Here is a 17,271-nt window from a genome sequence, read left to right as displayed (position 1 = left end):
ATTAATGCCCCAGCTGGCGTGGCTGCCAGTCCTTGACCACCAGGGTCACGTCGATGTTCTCGCCGTGCAGCTTGAGGCGCTCGGGCAGCCAGTAGCCGTTCTGCTCCACATAGCTCAGGTACTCGACCTGCCAGCCATCCTGGTGAAGGCTGGCCAGGCGACTGTCGCCGTCGAGGGTCAGCTGGCTCTTGCTGTCCGGAGCGGGCAGGCCGCGCACCCACCAGACCAGGTGCGACACCGGCAGGCGCCAGCCCAGTTGTTCTTCCAGCAGCGCCTCGGGGTTGGCGGCCTCGTAGCGGCCCTGGTTGGCCACTTCCAGTATCACGCCGCCGGGGCGCCCGGTCAGGCGCGCCGCACCGCGGCCCAGGGGGCCGGCCAGGCGGATGTCGTAGTAGTCCTGGCGTTGCAGCCAGAACAAGGTGCCGCTGCCGGAGTCGCGTGGGGCGCGGATGCCGACCTTGCCGTTGATCTGCCAGCCGTCGAGGCTGCCGAGCTGCTGTTTGTGCTCGCGCCACAGCTGCGGGTTGCCCTGGCCTTGTACGGCTTCCTTGCTGCCGAAACCGGCGCAACCGGCGAGCAGGGCGATGAGGGTAAAGGTAATGCAATGACGCAGGAACATGGTTTACAGGCTCTCGGATCCGGTCAGGCGCAGCAGGGTCTTGCGCAGGATGGGGCTGTCGGCCTGGGCTTCGAAGCCCTTGGCCCAGACTTGGCGGGCTTCGCGGCGTTTGCCGTTGGCCCAGAGGACTTCGCCCAGGTGGGCGGCGACTTCATGGTCGGGGAAGCGCTCGAAGGCCAGGCGCAGCTGGCGTTCGGCTTCCTCGAGGTTGCCCATGCGATAGGCCACCCAGCCCAGGCTGTCGAGCACCGCCGGGTCGTCGGGGGTGAGCTGGTGGGCCTTGTCGATCAGGGCCTTGGCCTCGCTGTAGCGGGTGGTGCGATCGGCCAGGGTGTAGCCCAGGGCGTTGAGGGCCATGGCGTTTTCCGGCTCGCGGGCAAGGATCGCGCGCAGGTCTTTCTCCATCTGCGCCAGGTCGTTGCGCTTCTCGGCGAGCATGGCGCGGGTATAGAGCAGGTTGAGGTCGTCCGGGTAGCGCTTGATCGCCTGCGCCAGCACTTGACCGGCCTGGGCCTCCTTGCCGTTGTTGCCCAGGCTTTCGGCTTCGATCAGGTACAGCTGGATGGCGTAGTCCGGCTGGGCCTCGCGGGCTTCGGCGAGTATCCGCGAGGCTTCGGCGCTGCGGCCGTTGGCGATGAGGATATCGGCCTGGCGCAGTTGCGCCGGCAGGTAGTCCGGGCCGGGGCCGACCAGGGCGTATTCGCGCAGGGCGGCGGCCGGCTGGCTGCGCTCTTCGCGGATGCGGCCCAGGTTGAGGTGGGCGGCGTCGACGTTGGCGTCACGCTCGACCAGTTCCTGCAGGTAGCCCTCTGCTTCGTCCCAGTGTTTGGTTTCCAGGCACACCAGGGCCAGCGAGTAGCGGATTTCGTCGTCTTCGGGGTACTGCTGCAGCAGGCTTTCGAATTCGGCCTTGGCGTCGTCGATGCGATCCTGCTCGACCAGGGTGCGGGCGTAGGTCAGGCGCAGGCGCTTGTCCTCGGGGTTGTCGCGGATCGCTCCACGCAGCAGTGGCAGGGCCTCGGGGCCACGGTCCAGGGCTTGCAGCAGACGGGCGCGCAGTAGTACCGGGGCGATTTCGCCGTTCTTCGGCGGATGGGCTTCGAGCAGGTCGAGGGCCTGTTGCGGCTTGTCGTCCTGGTTGAGCAGCAGGGCCTTGCCGAACACCAGCTGGCCGTTGTCGGGGTATTTCACCAGCAGGCGGTCGAAGCTCTGCAGCAGGCCGTCACGGGTGCTCTGGTCGGTCTCGGCGGCCGCCAGGGCGAGGAAATCGAAGTGGGTGTCGCCCTGGCCCTGCAGCACCTTTTCCATGTAGGTCATGGAATCGTCGTAGCGTCCGGCGCGGGCCAGCTGGATGGCCGCGGCGCGCTGGGCGTCGAGGTTCTGCGGATCGTTGCGGGCCCAGATCATCGCGGTGTCCAGGGCTGGCTCGTCGGCGCCGAGGTATTCGGCGATGCGATAGGCGCGCTCGGAGACGGCCGGATCCTGGGTCTTTTCGGCCTGGTCGACGTAGTTGGCCAGGGCGATGTCGAAGCGGTTGCGCTGGCCGGCCAGTTCCGCCACCAGCAGGCTGTACAGGGTGTCCTGCTTGAACGATCCGTACACCACGGGCTTTTCCGCGCTCTTGCCGGCGTCGACGGCGGGCGACTGGGCGTCCGTCTTCGGGGCCAGGCTTTGGCAGCCTTGAAGCAGGGCGAGGGCAAGCAGCAATGCGTAGGATTTGTTCATAGAGGCTTATTAAAGAGGCTAAACCGGCGGTCGGAGCATGATGACACAAGCGTGAGGGCAAACCCACCTGCGAAGGTCGTGGTGTGCAGCGGTGCTTCGGAGTATAGGGACAATGAGCCGGAGCGGTGGTTCGCAACCACTCACGGCATCCTGCCCTTGCCCTTGCCCTTGCCCTTGCCCTTGCCCTTGCCCTTGCCGTTGCCCTTGCCGTTGCTTTTGCTTTGCTTCTAAGCGCGCGGTAGTTCAGGCAACGCCAATTGCGACTTCAGGAGGCCGAACGCAGGTCTTGCGGAGGGAGGTGACGGGCATGGATGCCCGTCAAGCGCTGCGCCCCAGGATGGGGCGTTCAGCGCGGTCCTCCCGGGAGCAAGACCGGAGTGAGGGGACCCCGGAGCGAAGCGTAGGGGCCGGATGAACGGAGCGAGGATTTTTTGGTTCCTTTTTGATCCTTCAAAAAGGGACCCGCCGTAAGGGCGGAAAGGTGACTATGCGTCGCCATCGCCAATGAATGAACGTATAACTTTCAAAACCCACGCTCTGAAAATCAAAGTCAAAATCGGTCGGCGCAGGTTTCTACAGGTGCAAGCGCATTCATTTACGATGTCGACGCATAGTCACCTTTTCGCCCTTACGGCAAGTCACTTTTTGTCAAGCGCGTCTGTAGAGACCGGACACATCGCTGACACATGTGCGCATACATGGTTGACACATTATGGTCCGTAATCAGGTTTATTCACGTTGAGGGTGCGGGGCGATAGGCACGCCGCATCGCCACAATAGCGAACGGTGGTTGTTCTAAAACCTGCGAAGTAGGACAATTATCGGCTTCACGTCCCAACCAGCGACCTTGCATGGCCTTTCTTGCACTTGGTATCAACCATAAGACTGCCTCGGTAGACGTACGCGAGCGCGTGGCGTTTACGCCCGAGCAGCTGGTCGATGCCCTGCAGCAGCTCTGCCGACTGACCGCCAGCCGCGAGGCGGCGATCCTGTCCACCTGCAACCGCAGCGAACTGTATATAGAGCAGGACCACCTCGCCGCCGACGCCGTGCTGCAATGGCTGGCCGACTACCACCAGCTGAGCCTCGACGAACTGCGCGCCAGCGCTTACGTCCACGAGGAGCACGATGCGGTCCGGCACATGATGCGCGTGGCCTCAGGCCTCGACTCGCTGGTGCTCGGCGAGCCGCAGATCCTCGGCCAGATGAAGTCGGCCTACGCCGTGGCCCGTGAGGCCGGCACCGTCGGGCCGCTGCTGGGGCGCCTGTTCCAGGCCACCTTCAGCGCCGCCAAGCAGGTGCGCACCGACACCGCCATCGGCGAGAACCCGGTCTCGGTGGCATTTGCCGCAGTCAGCCTGGCCAAGCAGATCTTCTCCGACCTGGGCCGCAGCCAGGCGCTGCTGATCGGTGCCGGCGAGACCATCACCCTGGTCGCCCGCCACCTGCACGAGCAGGGCGTGCGCCGCATCGTCGTCGCCAACCGCACCCTTGAGCGCGCCAGCATCCTCGCCGAGCAGTTCGGCGCCCATGCCGTGCTGCTCTCGGACATCCCGCAGGAACTGGCCAACAGCGACATCGTCATCAGCTCCACCGCCAGCCAGTTGCCGATCCTCGGCAAGGGCGCGGTGGAAAGTGCGCTGAAGCAGCGCCGGCACAAGCCGATCTTCATGGTCGACATCGCCGTGCCGCGTGACATCGAGCCGCAGGTCGGTGAACTGGACGACGTCTATCTCTATACCGTCGACGACCTCCACGAAGTGGTCGCGGAAAACCTCAAGAGCCGCCAGGGCGCGGCCCAGGCCGCCGAAGAGCTGGTCTCGGCCGGCGCCGACGACTTCATGGTGCGCCTGCGCGAGCTGGCGGCGGTGGATGTGCTCAAGGCCTATCGCCAGCAAAGCGAGCGCCTGCGCGACGAAGAATTGCAAAAGGCCCTGCGCCTGCTGGGCAACGGCGGCAACCCCGAGGACGTGCTGATGCAACTGGCCCGGGGCCTGACCAACAAACTCCTGCACGCCCCCAGCGTGCAACTGAAAAAGCTCTCCGCCGAAGGCCGCCTCGATGCGCTGGCCATGGCCCAGGAACTCTTCGCCCTCCACGAGGGCTCGACGGACAAAACCCCGCAATGAAAGCGTCGCTGCTGAACAAACTGGACACGCTCCAGGATCGCTTCGAGGAACTCACCGCGCTGCTCGGTGACGCCGAAGTCATTTCCGACCAGACGCGTTTTCGCGCCTACTCCCGCGAGTACGCCGAAGTCGAGCCGGTGATCGCTTGCTATCAAGGCTGGCGCAAGGTCCAGGACGACCTCGAGGGCGCCCAGGCGCTGCTCAAGGACGCCGACCCCGACCTGCGCGAGATGGCGGTCGAGGAGGTGCGGGAAGCGAAAGAGCAGTTGGTGGGCCTGGAGTCGCAACTGCAGCGCATGCTGCTGCCCAAGGACCCCAACGACGGGCGCAACGTGTTCCTGGAAATCCGCGCCGGCACCGGTGGCGACGAGGCGGCGATCTTCTCCGGCGACCTGTTCCGCATGTACTCGCGCTACGCCGAGAAACGCGGCTGGCGCCTGGAGATCCTCTCCGAGAACGAAGGCGAGCATGGCGGCTACAAGGAAATCATCGCCCGGGTCGAAGGCGACAGCGTGTATGGCAAGCTCAAGTTCGAGTCCGGCGCGCACCGCGTGCAGCGGGTGCCGGAAACCGAATCCCAGGGCCGCATCCACACTTCGGCCTGCACCGTGGCGGTGCTGCCCGAACCCGACGAGCAGGTGGCCATCGAGATCAACCCGGCCGACCTGCGCGTGGACACCTACCGCGCCTCCGGCGCCGGCGGCCAGCACGTCAACAAGACCGATTCGGCGATCCGCATCACCCACTTGCCCACCGGCATCGTGGTCGAGTGCCAGGAAGAGCGTTCGCAGCACAAGAACCGTGCCCGCGCCATGTCCTGGCTGTCGGCGAAGCTCAACGACATGCAGACCAGCGCCGCGCAGAACGCCATCGCCAGCGAGCGCAAGCTGCTGGTGGGCTCGGGCGATCGCTCCGAGCGCATCCGCACCTACAACTATCCACAGGGCCGGGTCACCGACCACCGTATCAACCTCACCCTCTACTCCCTGGACGATATCCTCGCCGGTGGCGTGGAGGCCGTGATCGAGCCGTTGCTGGCCGAATACCAGGCCGATCAGCTGGCCGCCCTGGGGGATTGAATGACCATCATCGCCAGCCTGCTGCGCAACGCGCAGTTGCCAGACTCGCCGACCGAACGGCTGGACGCCGAACTGCTCCTGGCCGCGGCCCTGGGCAAGTCGCGCAGCTTCCTGCACACCTGGCCTGAGCGCATCGTCAGCAGCGAGGCGGCGCAGGTGTTCGCCGATTACCTCGAACGGCGTCGCGCCGGTGAGCCGGTGGCCTATATCCTCGGCCAGCAGGGGTTCTGGAAGCTGGACCTGGAAGTCGCGCCACATACGTTGATCCCGCGCCCGGACACCGAGCTGCTGGTGGAAACCGCGCTCGAGCTCGTGCCGCCCACGCCTGCCCGGGTCCTCGACCTGGGCACCGGCACCGGGGCCATCGCCCTGGCCCTGGCCAATGAGTGCCCGGGGTGGCAGGTCACGGCGGTGGACCGCATCGACGAGGCCGTGGCCCTGGCCGAGCGCAACCGCCAGCGCCTGGGCCTGGGCAATATCCAGGTGCGCGCCAGCCACTGGTTCGATGCCCTTGTGGGTGAGCGTTTCAACCTGATTCTCAGCAACCCGCCCTATATCCGCGCCGCCGATCCGCACCTGGTGGCCGGTGACGTGCGCTTCGAACCCAGCAGCGCCCTGGTGGCCGGCGAGGACGGGCTGGACGACCTACGGGTGATCGTCGCCCAGGCCCCGGCACACCTGCTGCCCGGAGGTTGGCTGTTGCTCGAGCACGGCTATGACCAGGCGCCCGCCGTACGCGACCTGCTGGCGGCGGCCGGCTTCATCGACGTCGCCAGCCGTGTCGACCTGGGCGGCCACGAACGTATCAGCCTGGGGCGCCTGCCATGCTGAGCGACCAGGAGCTGTTGCGCTACAGCCGACAGATCCTCCTGTCGCAGGTGGATATCGACGGCCAGTTGCGCCTGAAGCACGGCAAGGCCCTGGTCATCGGCTTGGGCGGGCTGGGCTCGCCGGTGGCGCTGTACCTTGCCGCGGCGGGTGTCGGTGAGCTGCACCTGGCCGATTTCGACAGCGTCGACCTGACCAACCTGCAACGCCAGGTGATCCACGACAGCGACAGCGTCGGCATGAGCAAGGTCGATTCGGCGATCAAGCGTCTGCGGGCGATCAACCCGGAAATCAGCCTGGTCGCCCATCGCCGGGCGTTGGACGAGGATTCGTTGGCCGCGGCGGTGGCGGCGGTCGATGTGGTGCTCGACTGCTCCGACAATTTCGGTACCCGCGAGGCGGTCAATGCCGCCTGCGTGGCTGCGGGCAAACCATTGGTCAGCGGCGCGGCAATCCGCCTCGAAGGTCAGTTGTCGGTGTTCGACGCCCGCCGCGACACCAGCCCCTGCTACCACTGCCTCTATGGCCATGGCAGCGAGGCCGAGCTGACCTGTAGCGAGGCTGGGGTGATCGGCCCGCTGGTGGGGCTGGTCGGCAGCCTGCAGGCCCTGGAAGCGCTGAAATTGCTGGCCGGTTTCGGCGAGCCGCTGGTCGGCCGCCTGCTGCTGATCGACGCCCTGGGCACCCGCATGCGCGAGCTGCGGGTCAAGCGCGACCCTGCCTGCACCGTGTGTGGCAATCGCCATGGCTGAGCGTTCGGCGCCGGTGGGCGTGATGGATTCCGGCGTCGGCGGGTTGTCGGTGCTGGCCGAGATCCAGCGTCTGCTGCCCAACGAATCCTTGCTCTACCTGGCCGACAGCGGCCATGTGCCCTATGGCGAGAAGTCCCCGGACTACATTCGCCAGCGTCTGCGGCTGATCGCCAGGTTCTACCATGAGCAGGGCGCCAAGGCATTGGTCCTGGCCTGCAACACGGCCACGGTGGCCGCGGTGGCCGACTTGCGCGAGCTCTACCCGGACTGGCCGCTGGTTGGGATGGAGCCTGCGGTCAAGCCGGCGGCTGCGGCAACCCGCTCCGGCGTGGTCGGCGTGCTGGCCACCACCGGTACCCTGCAGAGCGCCAAGTTCGCCGCCTTGCTCGACCGCTTCGCCAGTGATGTGCGGGTGATCACCCAGCCGTGCCCTGGGCTGGTCGAGCGTATCGAGGCGGGTGACCTGGTCAGCGAGCAACTGCGCCAGTTGCTGTCGGGCTATGTCAAGCCGCTGCTTGCGGCCGGTTGCGACACCCTGATCCTGGGCTGCACCCATTACCCGTTCCTGCGGCCCATGCTGGCCGAAATGGTGCCGGCGGATGTGGCGATCATCGACACCGGCGCTGCCGTGGCGCGCCAACTGCAACGCCTGCTGGGCGCCCGTGGGCTGCTCAGTGACGGACCGGCGCAGCCAACGGCGTTCTGGAGCAGTGGCGAGCCGGAGTGCTTGCGCAAGGTGCTGCCGCTGCTGTGGAACCAATCCGGCAGCGTGCAGCGCTTCCTGCCCTGAAGCCTAGGGTCAGCTGTTCTTTGGCAGCGGCCACAGTTCGCTTGGGTTGAGCACCTCCAGCACCAGATCGGCTTGGCGCTCCTCCAGGCGCGCCAGCAACTCCTGCGCCGCGCTTTGCGCCGTCCAGGGCTCCGGAATGGCCTGCACCGAGGTCACCGGGGCCTTCAGCGACTGGGGCGCCACCACTGTCAGGTCAATGCCCAGCGTGTGTAGGACGTTGCGCTGCTCTTTCAGCCACGTCGGCAGGCTGTTGCCGCCGTTGAGCGGCTGGTTCGGTTCGAACAGCTGCAATGCCGAGTAGCGGCTGATAATGGCCATGACCTGCGGCCTCTGGCCCTTGGCCAACAACGGCAGCGCGGCGTTCAGGCTCTGGTGCGTGGCTTGAAGGTTGCTGCTGACGATCTGTTCGAACAGGTCAGCATTCGCCATATTGTCCGGCAGGTAGTCGCAGCTCCCGGCATTTACCAGCAGACAATCCAGCGCCCCCCAGGCGGCCTGAAGCCGCTGGCCGGCATCCTGCAAGGGGCCGAAAAGCCGCTGCAAGCGTGCTCCGTGAAGCTCCCCCAATCTGTCGAGTTCCTGGCTATCCCTGCCACTGGCGGCCACCGTGTGCCCTTGTGCGAGCAACTGTTCCACCAAGGCCAGGCCGAGTCCGTGGCTGGCTCCTGTAACCCAGAAACGACGTGTCATGCTCTATGCCCCCTGATCCTGCCAGCTGGTCAAGCTTTTGAAGGCTTCCAATGCGCGTTGGCGACTACTATCGAGATCGACTATCGGGCCCGAGTAATTATTAGTAGCAAATAGGTCGGCGGATTTCACCGGGTAGTGAATCGATTTATCGTCTTTTCCCTCCAGTTCCGGCAACCACTGGCGGATGAACACCCCTTTCGGATCGAAGCGCTGCGACTGAGTGATGGGATTGAAGATCCGAAAATAGGGCACCGCATCGGTACCGGTCGAAGCGCTCCATTGCCAGCCACCGTTGTTGGCGGCCAGGTCACCGTCTATCAGGTGACGCATGAAATGCCGTTCGCCGTGCCGCCAGTCGATCAGCAGGTTCTTGCTGAGGAACATGGCGACGATCATGCGCAGGCGGTTGTGCATCCAGCCGGTGTGCAGCAGTTGGCGCATGGCGGCATCGATGAGAGGGAATCCGGTGCGGCCCTCCTTCCAGGCCTGCAGGTCGGCGGGCGCGTCGCGCCAGGGCAGCGCTTCGGTCTGCGGGCGGAAGGCGCGGTGCCGGGAGACCCGCGGGTAGCCCACCAGCGTGTGCTTGTAGAACTCGCGCCACAGCAGCTCGTTGACCCAGGTCTGTACGCCGACGCTGCCACTGTCGAATTCGCCTCGGTTGCTGGCCAGTGCCGCGTGCAGGCACTGGCGTGGCGAAATCACGCCGGCGGCGAGGTAGGGGGACAGCTGGCTGGTGCCGGCCTTGGCAGGCAGGTCGCGCAGCTGTGCGTAGTCGTCGATGGTTTCGTCGACGAAGCGCTGCAGCCGCCGCCGGCCTTCATCCTCGCCTGCCGGCCAGTGTTGGCGCAGGGTTTCGCAAGGGGGCGCGAATCCTTCGATCTGCTGGGGGACGGCGTCGCTGCCGATCCCGAGGGACTGCTGGGCCTGTACCGGTTGAGCCAGCGACGGGAGGCTGCGGTGCAGGTGTTCCAGACAGACACGTTTGAACTGGCTGAATACCTGGAAATACTGGCCGGTGCGGGTCAGCACGCTGCCGGGCCTGAACAGCAGCTGGTCGAGGTGGCCGGTGGCGGTGATTCCGGCTTGCTGCAATGCGTCATGGGTTGCCTGGTCTCGCCGGGCCTCGTTGATGCCGTATTCGTCGTTCCAGTGCACGGCCTCGATGCGATGTTGGCGGCAGACCTCGAGCATGCATTCAGGGACGTCGGCCCAGGTGTCGGTGGTGCGAATCAGCAGCGGAATGTTCAATGCCGCCAGCGACTGTTGCAACAGTCGCAGGTTGCGCAGCCAGAAGTCGACCTTGCAGGGCGCATCGTCGTGGGCCTGCCACTGCCCGGGGCTGGCAATCCACAGGGCCACGGTCGGGCCGCGCTGGCGGGCGGCCGCGAGGGCGGTGTTGTCGTCAATGCGCAGGTCGCTGCGCAGCCAGATCAGTTGCATGGGTAACAGGCTCAAGGTCGGGGTTGCTGGAGGCGGCGCAAGGCGGCCTGGGGGCTGTCGAACAGGTGCAGGTCAGGCAGTGACAGTGCGTGCAGTTCCGTCTCATGCAGGCTGACGGTATTACCACCCAGGAGTTTCAGTGTGTTGACGTCCTGCAATGCTCGACCGAGCACGGCGAGGTCGGGGCGACGACCGAGGTGCAGCAGCAGCGCTTGTGGCTGCAGTTGCTCGACGGCCAGCCGCAATTGGCGGGGTTCAACGGACCACTCGAGGATCTCCAGTGGGTAGCCGTTGCTGCTCAGCAGCCAGGCACAGAGCCAGAACTCGGCATCGAAGGCGCAATCGTCGGAGCGGGCGAGCAGCACGCAAGGGCCGCCTAGCGAGTGGCTGTCGTGATAGACCCGCGCCCCCAGCTTGCTGCGCAGCCAGCCCTGAAAGAACACCTGTTCCAGTCGGGCGTCGAAATGCGTTTGCCAGCGCTGTTCGAGGGCCTCGAGCAGCGGCAGCAGCAAGCGCTCGCAGACGGTCACGGCGGGGTAGAGGGCCATCACCTGGTTGATCAACTGGTCCAGTGGGCGTTGAGCAAGGCGAGCGATGGCCGCCATCAGCTGTTCGATGCGTTCGCCCCATTCGCCCTGGATCGGCGCCGTGGCGTGCGCGGTATTGTCCAGCAGTTCGCGCACTTGGCTTACCGCGGCGCCGCGCTCCAGCCAGCGCAGCACGGCCTGGACCCGCTGCACCTGGTCCTGTGGATAAAGGCGATGTCCCTTGGGTGTGCGCTGCGGCTTGATCAGGCCGTAGCGGCGTTCCCAGGCGCGCAGGGTGACCGGGTTGACACCGGTCAGGCGGGCCACTTCGCCGATGGGCAGCAATGGGTCAGATGGCATTGCGCAGTCCGAGGTCTTCCGGATGGGGTTGCAGGTAGGCCTGTTGCAGCAGGTAGGGATCGGGATGGCGGCGCAGGTGGTGCTTGAGCAGGGTCAAGGGTACCACCAGTGGCACCACGCCTTTCTGGTACTGGCCGATGACCTGCTGCAACTCGGCCTTGTCCGCCTGGCCCAGGTCGTTGCGCAGGTAGCCGCTCAGGTGCTGCAGCACGTTGCCGTGGGTGCCGCGGCTGGCGCAGCGGCGCAGGGCCTGCATCAGCTGGCTGAAGTAGCGCGGGCCGAGTTGCATCGGGTCGTCGTCGCGGCTCATGTTGCCGAGCAGGCGGCCGAGGCTGCGATAGGCCTGGGGGTTGTGTGCCATCAGCAGGTACTTGTAGCGGGCATGGAAGCGGATCAGCGCGCCGCGGCTCAGGCCCTGGCGCAGCAGTTGTCGCCAGTCGGCGTAGGCGTAGACGCGGGCGATGAAGTTTTCCCGCAGCACCGGATCGTGCAGGCGGCCTTCCTCCTCGACCGGCAGGTCCGGGCGTCGCTCGCAGAATGCCGCGGCGTAGGCGCCCCGGCCACCTTGGTGGGCCGGACGGCCGTCTTCCTGGTAGACCTTGACCCGTTCGAGGCCGCAGGACGGTGACTTCTGCATGAAGATGTAGCCGCAGATATCGTCGAGTTCGTCGGCCATCTGTGCGCCGTAGGCACGCAGCGGGCCGGCGAAATCGGTGGCGCTGTTGCGCGTGCCGGTGACGGCCGGATGCTCGGGGTCGCCTACCAGGCGGATGGGTTCACGGGGCGTGCCCAGGCCGATGGCGACCTCGGGGCACAGGGGGACCCAGTCGAAATGCTTGCCGAGCAGCTCGAGGCACAGGCTGGAGGCTTTGTGGCCGGCGTTGTAGCGCACGTTGCGGCCGGTCAGGCAGGCACTGATGGCCAGGCGAGGCTTGCCACTGTGTGGGGAAGCGTTCATCGCGGTCTCCGGAATGACTTGTACAGGCTGCACGGTTTGTACAAGTCTATTCCAGCACAGATGAAAACTTATACAAGTATAATTTTTTGTATATATTTTCCGTCGATTATTCCAGATGCTCCAGCAGGCGCCGGGCGGCTTCCTGGCCGCTGAGCCAGGCCCCTTCGACCCGGCCGGACAGGCACCAGTCGCCACAGGCGTACAGGCCCAGGTCGGCATCGGCCAGCGTGCCCCACTCGTGATTGACGGCAGGGCGCGCGTACAGCCAGCGGTGGGCGAGGGCGAAGGTCGGTGCGGGAACGACGCAGCCGACCAGTTCGGCAAATTCTCCCCACAGCTGCTCGATCACTTCCTCCTTGGGCAGGTCGATGTGCTGTTTGCTCCAGCTGGAGGTGGCATGCAGCACCCAGGTGTCGAGGTGTTCGTCGCGGCCCGGCTTGCTGCGGTTGCGGGCCAGCCAGTCGAGCGGGTTATCCTGCACGAAGCAGCCCTGCATCGGGGTTTCCAGCGGTGCCTGGAAGCCCAGGGCAATGGCCCAGGTCGGCTCCATCTGCACCCCGGCGGCAACCGCCGCGAGCTTGGGCGCGGCGGCCAGCAACGGGGTGGCCTGGGGCGCCGGTACGGCGATCACCACCTGGCTGAACGGCCCATGGCTGCAGCCTTCGGTGTCCTGCAGGTGCCAGTACTGCTTGCCGCGGAATACCTCGGTGATGCGACAGCCGAAGTTCACCGTGACATCCTTGAGCAGGCCGCGGGTGATGGCACTCATGCGCGGCACGCCGACCCAGCGGGTCTGTTCGTCGGGGGAGGGGGTCAGTTCGCCATCGCGGTAGTTGTACAGCTGCGGCTTCCACTGCGCGGCCCAGCCGTTGGCCACCCAGTGCTGGACCTGCTCGACGAAGCGCCGGTCGCGGGCGGTGAAGTACTGGGCGCCGAGGTCCAGGGCGCCGGCATCGCTGCGCTTGCTGGCCATGCGTCCGCCGCTGCCGTGGCCCTTGTCGAACAAATGAACGGTCTGCCCGGCCTTCTGCAAGGCCTGGGCGGCGGACAGGCCGGCGATTCCGGCACCGATGATGGCAATAGGTACTGTCATGATGGCCTCTTCGAACCTAGCTATACGCAGCCTACGCTGCCAGGCAAACCTGTACAATGCACAATGTTTGTATAAGGTTATTCCGCTCGATAGGCAGGTTGGCCTATGTTTATCCGAGAGCGTTCGGTCAAAAAAGTGCCTTGATCTTAAAAATAGACCACGGCCGCCCAGTGTGAGGACACAGCCATGCATATATTGCTGACCGGCGGTACCGGCCTGATCGGCCAACACCTCTGCCAGATGTGGCGCCAGCAAGGGCATCGCCTGACGGTCTGGAGCCGCCGCCCCGAACAGGTGGCGAAAATCTGCGGTACCGGCGTGCGAGGCGTGGCCCGACTGGAGGACATTGCCGATGACGACGAGGTCGACGCGGTGGTCAACCTGGCCGGCGCGCCGATCGCCGACCGGCCCTGGACCGCGACGCGGCGCAATCTGCTCTGGGCCAGCCGGGTGACCCTCACCGAGCAGTTGCTGGCCTGGCTGGAGCGCCTTGAGCGCCGCCCGCAAGTGCTGATTTCCGGCTCTGCGGTGGGCTGGTACGGCGACGGTGGCGAGCGTGAGCTCACCGAGGCTTCGCAGCCGGTGAAGGAGGACTTCGCCAGCCAGCTGTGCATCGCCTGGGAGGAAACCGCCCAGCGTGCCGAGGCCCTGGGGATCCGCGTGGTGCTGGTGCGCACCGGCCTGGTACTGGCCGCCGATGGCGGCTTTTTGTCGCGCCTGCGCCTGCCGTACAAGCTGGGCCTGGGCGGGCCGCTGGGCAATGGTCGGCAGTGGATGCCCTGGGTGCATATCGACGACCAAATCGCCCTGATTGATTTTCTCTTGCGGCACAACGAAGCCAGCGGTCCCTATAATGCCTGCGCGCCGGAGCCAGTGCGCAACCGCGAGTTCGCCAAGCGCCTGGGCCGCGCCCTGCATCGCCCGGCGTTCATGCCGATGCCGGCGCTGTTGCTCAAGGCTGGGCTCGGCGAGCTGTCGACGCTGCTGCTCGGCGGCCAGCGCGCGCGCCCGGTGCGCCTGCTGGCGGCGGGCTTCACGTTCCGCTTCAACGATCTGCAATCGGCCCTGGACAACCTGTCCAGCCGCCTCTGACATAGGACGCTGCATGACCGATCACGCCCTGCTGCTGGTCAACCTGGGTTCGCCGGCCTCCACCTCGGTGGCCGACGTGCGCCGTTACCTCAACCAGTTCCTCATGGACCCGTACGTGATCGACCTGCCCTGGCCGGTGCGGCGGTTGCTGGTGTCGCTGATCCTGATCAAGCGCCCCGAGCAGTCGGCCCATGCCTACGCCTCGATCTGGTGGGACGAGGGCTCGCCGCTGGTGGTGCTGACCCGCCGTCTGCAGCAGGCGATGATGGCCCATTGGCCCCATGGGCCGGTGGAGATCGCCATGCGCTATGGCGAGCCGGCTTTGCCGGAGGTCCTGGAGCGCCTGGCTGCACAAGGGGTGCGCAAGGTGACGCTGGCGCCGCTCTATCCACAGTTCGCCGACAGCACCGTGACCACCGTGGTGGAGTTGGCGAAGCAGACCATCGCCGAGCGCAAGCTGCCCTTGCAGACCCGCATTCTCCAGCCGTTCTACGATCACCCTGAGTACATCGATGCATTGGTGGCCAGCGCCCGCCCGTACCTGGAGCAGGATTACGATCACCTGCTGCTGAGCTTCCATGGTTTGCCTGAGCGGCACCTGAAAAAGCTCGACCCCACCGGCAACCACGACTTCCAGGCCGCCGACTGCTGCAAGGACGCCAGCGCCGAGATGCGTGCGGTGTGCTATCGCGGCCAGTGCCTGGCCACGGCCAGGGCATTCGCCGAGAAGATGGGCATCCCGGACGGCAAGTGGTCGGTGTCGTTCCAGTCGCGCCTGGGCCGGGCCAAGTGGATCGAGCCCTACACCGAGACGCGCCTGGACGAGCTGGGCAAGGCGGGGGTGAAAAAGTTGCTGGTGATGTGCCCGGCGTTTGTCGCCGATTGCATCGAGACGCTGGAGGAGATCGGCGATCGGGGCAAGGAGCAGTTCATCGAGGCGGGCGGGAAGGAGCTGGTGCTGGTGCCGTGCCTGAATGATCACCCGGAGTGGGTGAGGGTGTTGGCGGGGATGTGCGAGAAGGCTTGAGCGTGAGTCCGTGGTGCTTCGTGGGAGCGGGCTTGCCCCGCGATGGCGATGGCCTGGGCTGGCGTCATCGCGGGGCAAGCCCGCTCCCACAAAGGTGCTTCTACCTAGTCATTCAAGGCAGCTGATCATCCAGCTTCTTGTTCTTCCAGCCATCGTTGCCCGGCAGGATCAGGTTCAGGGCAATGGCCACCACGGCGCACAGGGCGATGCCTTTCAGGCCCCAGTCGTCCGGGCCGTCGCCGCTGCCGATCAGCACGCCGCCGATACCGAACACCAGGGTCACCGAAACGATCACCAGGTTGCGCGCCTCGGCCAGGTCGATCTTGTGGCGGATCATGGTGTTCATGCCCACCGCCGCGATCGAGCCGAACAGCAGGCAGAGAATGCCGCCCATCACCGGTACCGGAATGCTCTGCAGCAGCGCGCCGAACTTGCCGATGAAGGCCAGGGTGATGGCGAATATCGCCGCCCAGGTCATGATCTTCGGGTTGTAGTTCTTGGTCAGCATCACCGCGCCGGTCACTTCGGCATAGGTGGTGTTGGGCGGGCCGCCGAACAGGCCGGCGGCGGTGGTGGCCAGGCCGTCACCCAGCAGGGTGCGGTGCAGGCCGGGCTTTTTCAGGTAGTCGCGGCCGGTCACGCTGCCTACCGCGATCACCCCGCCGATGTGTTCGATCGCCGGGGCCAGGGCCACCGGTACGATGAACAGGATGGCCTGCCAGTTGAAGGCCGGCGCGGTGAAGTTCGGCAGTTCCAGCCAGGGGGCTGCGGCGATCTTGGCGGTGTCGACCACGCCAAAGGCGAACGACAGGGCGAAACCCACCAGCACGCCGGCAATGATCGGCACCAGGCGGAAGATGCCCTTGCCGAACACGGCGACGATCAGCGTGGTCAGCAGTGCCGGCATGGAGATCAGCATGGCGGTCTTGTACGGCATCAGCGCGGCACCATCACCACCCTTGCCCATCGCCATGTTGGCGGCGATCGGCGCCATGGCCAGGCCGATGGAGATGATCACCGGGCCGATCACCACCGGCGGCAGCATGCGGTCGATGAAACCGGTGCCCTTGATCTTCACCATCAGGCCCATGAAGGTGTACACGAAGCCTGCGGCCATGACGCCGCCCATGGTCTCGGCCAGGCCGAACTGGCCCTTGGCGAGGATGATCGGGGTGATGAAGGCGAAGCTCGAAGCCAGGAATACCGGGACCTGACGGCCCGTGACCAGCTGGAACAGCAGGGTGCCGATGCCGGCGGTGAACAGTGCCACGTTCGGATCGAGGCCGGTGATCAGCGGCATCAGCACCAGCGCGCCGAATGCCACGAAGAGCATCTGCGCGCCCGAGACGACCTGGCGCCAGAGCGGGTCGTTGAAGCCGTCCTGCATGATCAGGCGTCCTTCTGCTTGGTGCCGAAGATCTTGTCGCCGGCATCACCCAGGCCTGGGACGATGTAGCCGTGTTCGTTCAGGCGCTGGTCGATCGAGGCGGTGTAGATCTGCACGTCGGGGTGGGCTTTCTCCACGACGGCGATGCCTTCGGGCGCCGCGACCAGGACCATGGCGCGGATTTCCTTGCAGCCGGCCTTTTTCAGCAGGTCGATGGTGGCGACCATCGAACCGCCGGTGGCCAGCATCGGGTCGATGATCAGGGCCAGGCGCTGGTTGATGTCCGGCGCGAGTTTCTCGAGGTAGGTGTGGGCCTCGAGGGTTTCCTCGTTGCGGGCAACGCCCACGGCACTTACCTTGGCCCCTGGGACCAGGCTGAGCACGCCGTCGAGCATGCCGATGCCCGCGCGCAGGATCGGCACGACGGTGATCTTCTTGCCGGCGATCTTCTCGACTTGCACCTTGCCGCACCAGCCGTCGATCTCGTAGGTTTCGAGCGGCAGGTCCTGGGTGGCTTCATAGGTCAGCAGTGCACCGACTTCCTGGGCGAGTTCGCGAAAATTCTTGGTGCTGATATCGGCACGGCGCATCAGGCCGAGCTTGTGGCGGATCAGCGGATGGCGGATCTCACGAGTAGGCATAGGGGGAGGGCTCCGGGAGGCGGGCAAAAAAACCGCGCTAGATTAATCTATTCAGTCCTTGATGTCGTGCAGTCATTGTGCACGTTAGTCCATAAAGGCTTGATCTGGGACGAGCGGATGCGTACCTTTGCCCG

Annotated in this window: 16 protein-coding genes; 7 read left to right on the top strand and 9 right to left on the bottom strand. The window is 65.7% G+C overall.

All coding sequences use genetic code 11. From position 1 onward, the window contains the following. Nucleotide 1: 1 nt before the first annotated feature. Entirely contained in the window at nt 2-619 is a 618-nt protein-coding gene (lolB, locus tag K2O50_RS22495; protein WP_050703729.1) for a lipoprotein insertase outer membrane protein LolB, read from the bottom strand. Nucleotides 620-622: 3 nt separating this feature from the next. Continuing rightward, nucleotides 623-2,344, bottom strand: coding sequence for a tetratricopeptide repeat protein (locus K2O50_RS22490; protein ID WP_050703730.1), 1,722 nt, complete (start codon nt 2,342-2,344; stop codon nt 623-625). 851 nt (nt 2,345-3,195) lie between these two features. Here K2O50_RS22490 and hemA point away from each other — a divergent pair. From hemA to murI, 5 genes are read left to right on the top strand one after another with little or no spacing between them, the layout of a single operon-like run. Further along, on the top strand, nt 3,196-4,473 hold the full coding sequence (gene hemA / locus K2O50_RS22485; RefSeq protein WP_050703731.1) for a glutamyl-tRNA reductase: 1,278 nt from the start codon (nt 3,196-3,198) through the stop codon (nt 4,471-4,473). Continuing rightward, entirely contained in the window at nt 4,470-5,552 is a 1,083-nt protein-coding gene (prfA, locus tag K2O50_RS22480; protein ID WP_028691144.1) for a peptide chain release factor 1, read from the top strand. The genes hemA and prfA overlap by 4 nt, the downstream gene beginning before the upstream one ends. Next, nucleotides 5,553-6,383 (top strand): peptide chain release factor N(5)-glutamine methyltransferase, encoded by an 831-nt coding sequence (prmC, locus tag K2O50_RS22475; protein ID WP_220689941.1) that lies wholly within the window; start codon nt 5,553-5,555, stop codon nt 6,381-6,383. It abuts the gene before it with no gap. Next, entirely contained in the window at nt 6,377-7,132 is a 756-nt protein-coding gene (locus K2O50_RS22470; RefSeq protein ID WP_050703732.1) for a molybdopterin-synthase adenylyltransferase MoeB, read from the top strand. The genes prmC and K2O50_RS22470 overlap by 7 nt, the downstream gene beginning before the upstream one ends. After that, the gene (gene murI, locus K2O50_RS22465) at nt 7,125-7,922 is read left to right on the top strand and encodes a glutamate racemase (RefSeq protein WP_050703733.1); all 798 of its coding nucleotides are present in this window, start codon (nt 7,125-7,127) and stop codon (nt 7,920-7,922) included. Before K2O50_RS22470 ends, murI begins: the two co-directional genes overlap by 8 nt. Before the next feature lie 9 nt (nt 7,923-7,931). Here murI and K2O50_RS22460 read toward each other — a convergent pair whose 3' ends face one another. The 5 genes from K2O50_RS22460 to K2O50_RS22440 all read right to left on the bottom strand — a co-directional run bounded on the left by K2O50_RS22460 (nt 7,932) and on the right by K2O50_RS22440 (nt 12,990). After that, the gene (locus K2O50_RS22460; RefSeq protein WP_050703734.1) at nt 7,932-8,612 is read right to left on the bottom strand and encodes an SDR family oxidoreductase; all 681 of its coding nucleotides are present in this window, start codon (nt 8,610-8,612) and stop codon (nt 7,932-7,934) included. 3 nt (nt 8,613-8,615) lie between these two features. Beyond that, complete coding sequence (gene phrB / locus K2O50_RS22455; protein WP_050703735.1) at nt 8,616-10,052, bottom strand: deoxyribodipyrimidine photo-lyase; 1,437 nt, start codon at nt 10,050-10,052, stop codon at nt 8,616-8,618. Between the two features lie 11 nt (nt 10,053-10,063). Continuing rightward, nucleotides 10,064-10,939, bottom strand: a complete 876-nt coding sequence (locus tag K2O50_RS22450) for a MerR family transcriptional regulator (RefSeq protein WP_050703736.1) — start codon at nt 10,937-10,939, stop codon at nt 10,064-10,066. Continuing rightward, the gene (locus tag K2O50_RS22445) at nt 10,929-11,897 is read right to left on the bottom strand and encodes a DUF523 and DUF1722 domain-containing protein (RefSeq protein WP_050703737.1); all 969 of its coding nucleotides are present in this window, start codon (nt 11,895-11,897) and stop codon (nt 10,929-10,931) included. Before K2O50_RS22445 ends, K2O50_RS22450 begins: the two co-directional genes overlap by 11 nt. 106 nt (nt 11,898-12,003) lie before the next feature. Further along, nucleotides 12,004-12,990 carry an NAD(P)/FAD-dependent oxidoreductase gene (locus K2O50_RS22440; protein WP_050703738.1) on the bottom strand — a complete coding sequence of 329 codons (987 nt, stop codon included), beginning with the start codon at nt 12,988-12,990 and terminating at the stop codon, nt 12,004-12,006. Nucleotides 12,991-13,176: 186 nt separating this feature from the next. Between K2O50_RS22440 and K2O50_RS22435 the strand changes: the two genes are divergently transcribed. Beyond that, nucleotides 13,177-14,082: a TIGR01777 family oxidoreductase gene (locus K2O50_RS22435; RefSeq protein WP_050703739.1), complete on the top strand. Its 906-nt coding sequence runs from the start codon at nt 13,177-13,179 to the stop codon at nt 14,080-14,082. A 13-nt stretch (nt 14,083-14,095) separates the two neighbouring features. Continuing rightward, complete coding sequence (gene hemH / locus K2O50_RS22430) at nt 14,096-15,109, top strand: ferrochelatase (protein ID WP_050703740.1); 1,014 nt, start codon at nt 14,096-14,098, stop codon at nt 15,107-15,109. Between the two features lie 112 nt (nt 15,110-15,221). Here the strand turns inward: hemH and K2O50_RS22425 are convergent, their stop codons facing one another. Then, entirely contained in the window at nt 15,222-16,496 is a 1,275-nt protein-coding gene (locus K2O50_RS22425; protein WP_050703741.1) for a uracil-xanthine permease family protein, read from the bottom strand. 2 nt (nt 16,497-16,498) lie between these two features. After that, a complete protein-coding gene (gene upp / locus K2O50_RS22420) occupies nt 16,499-17,137 on the bottom strand; it encodes a uracil phosphoribosyltransferase (protein WP_028691132.1) in 639 nt (212 codons plus the stop codon). Nucleotides 17,138-17,271: the final 134 nt, after the last annotated feature.

This window comes from Pseudomonas sp. 2hn, assembly GCF_019646095.1.
Taxonomy (GTDB): Bacteria; Pseudomonadota; Gammaproteobacteria; order Pseudomonadales; family Pseudomonadaceae; genus Aquipseudomonas; species Aquipseudomonas peradeniyensis.
Note: the sequence above shows the minus strand (reverse complement) of the source record. Positions and strands in the feature narration are given on the sequence as shown.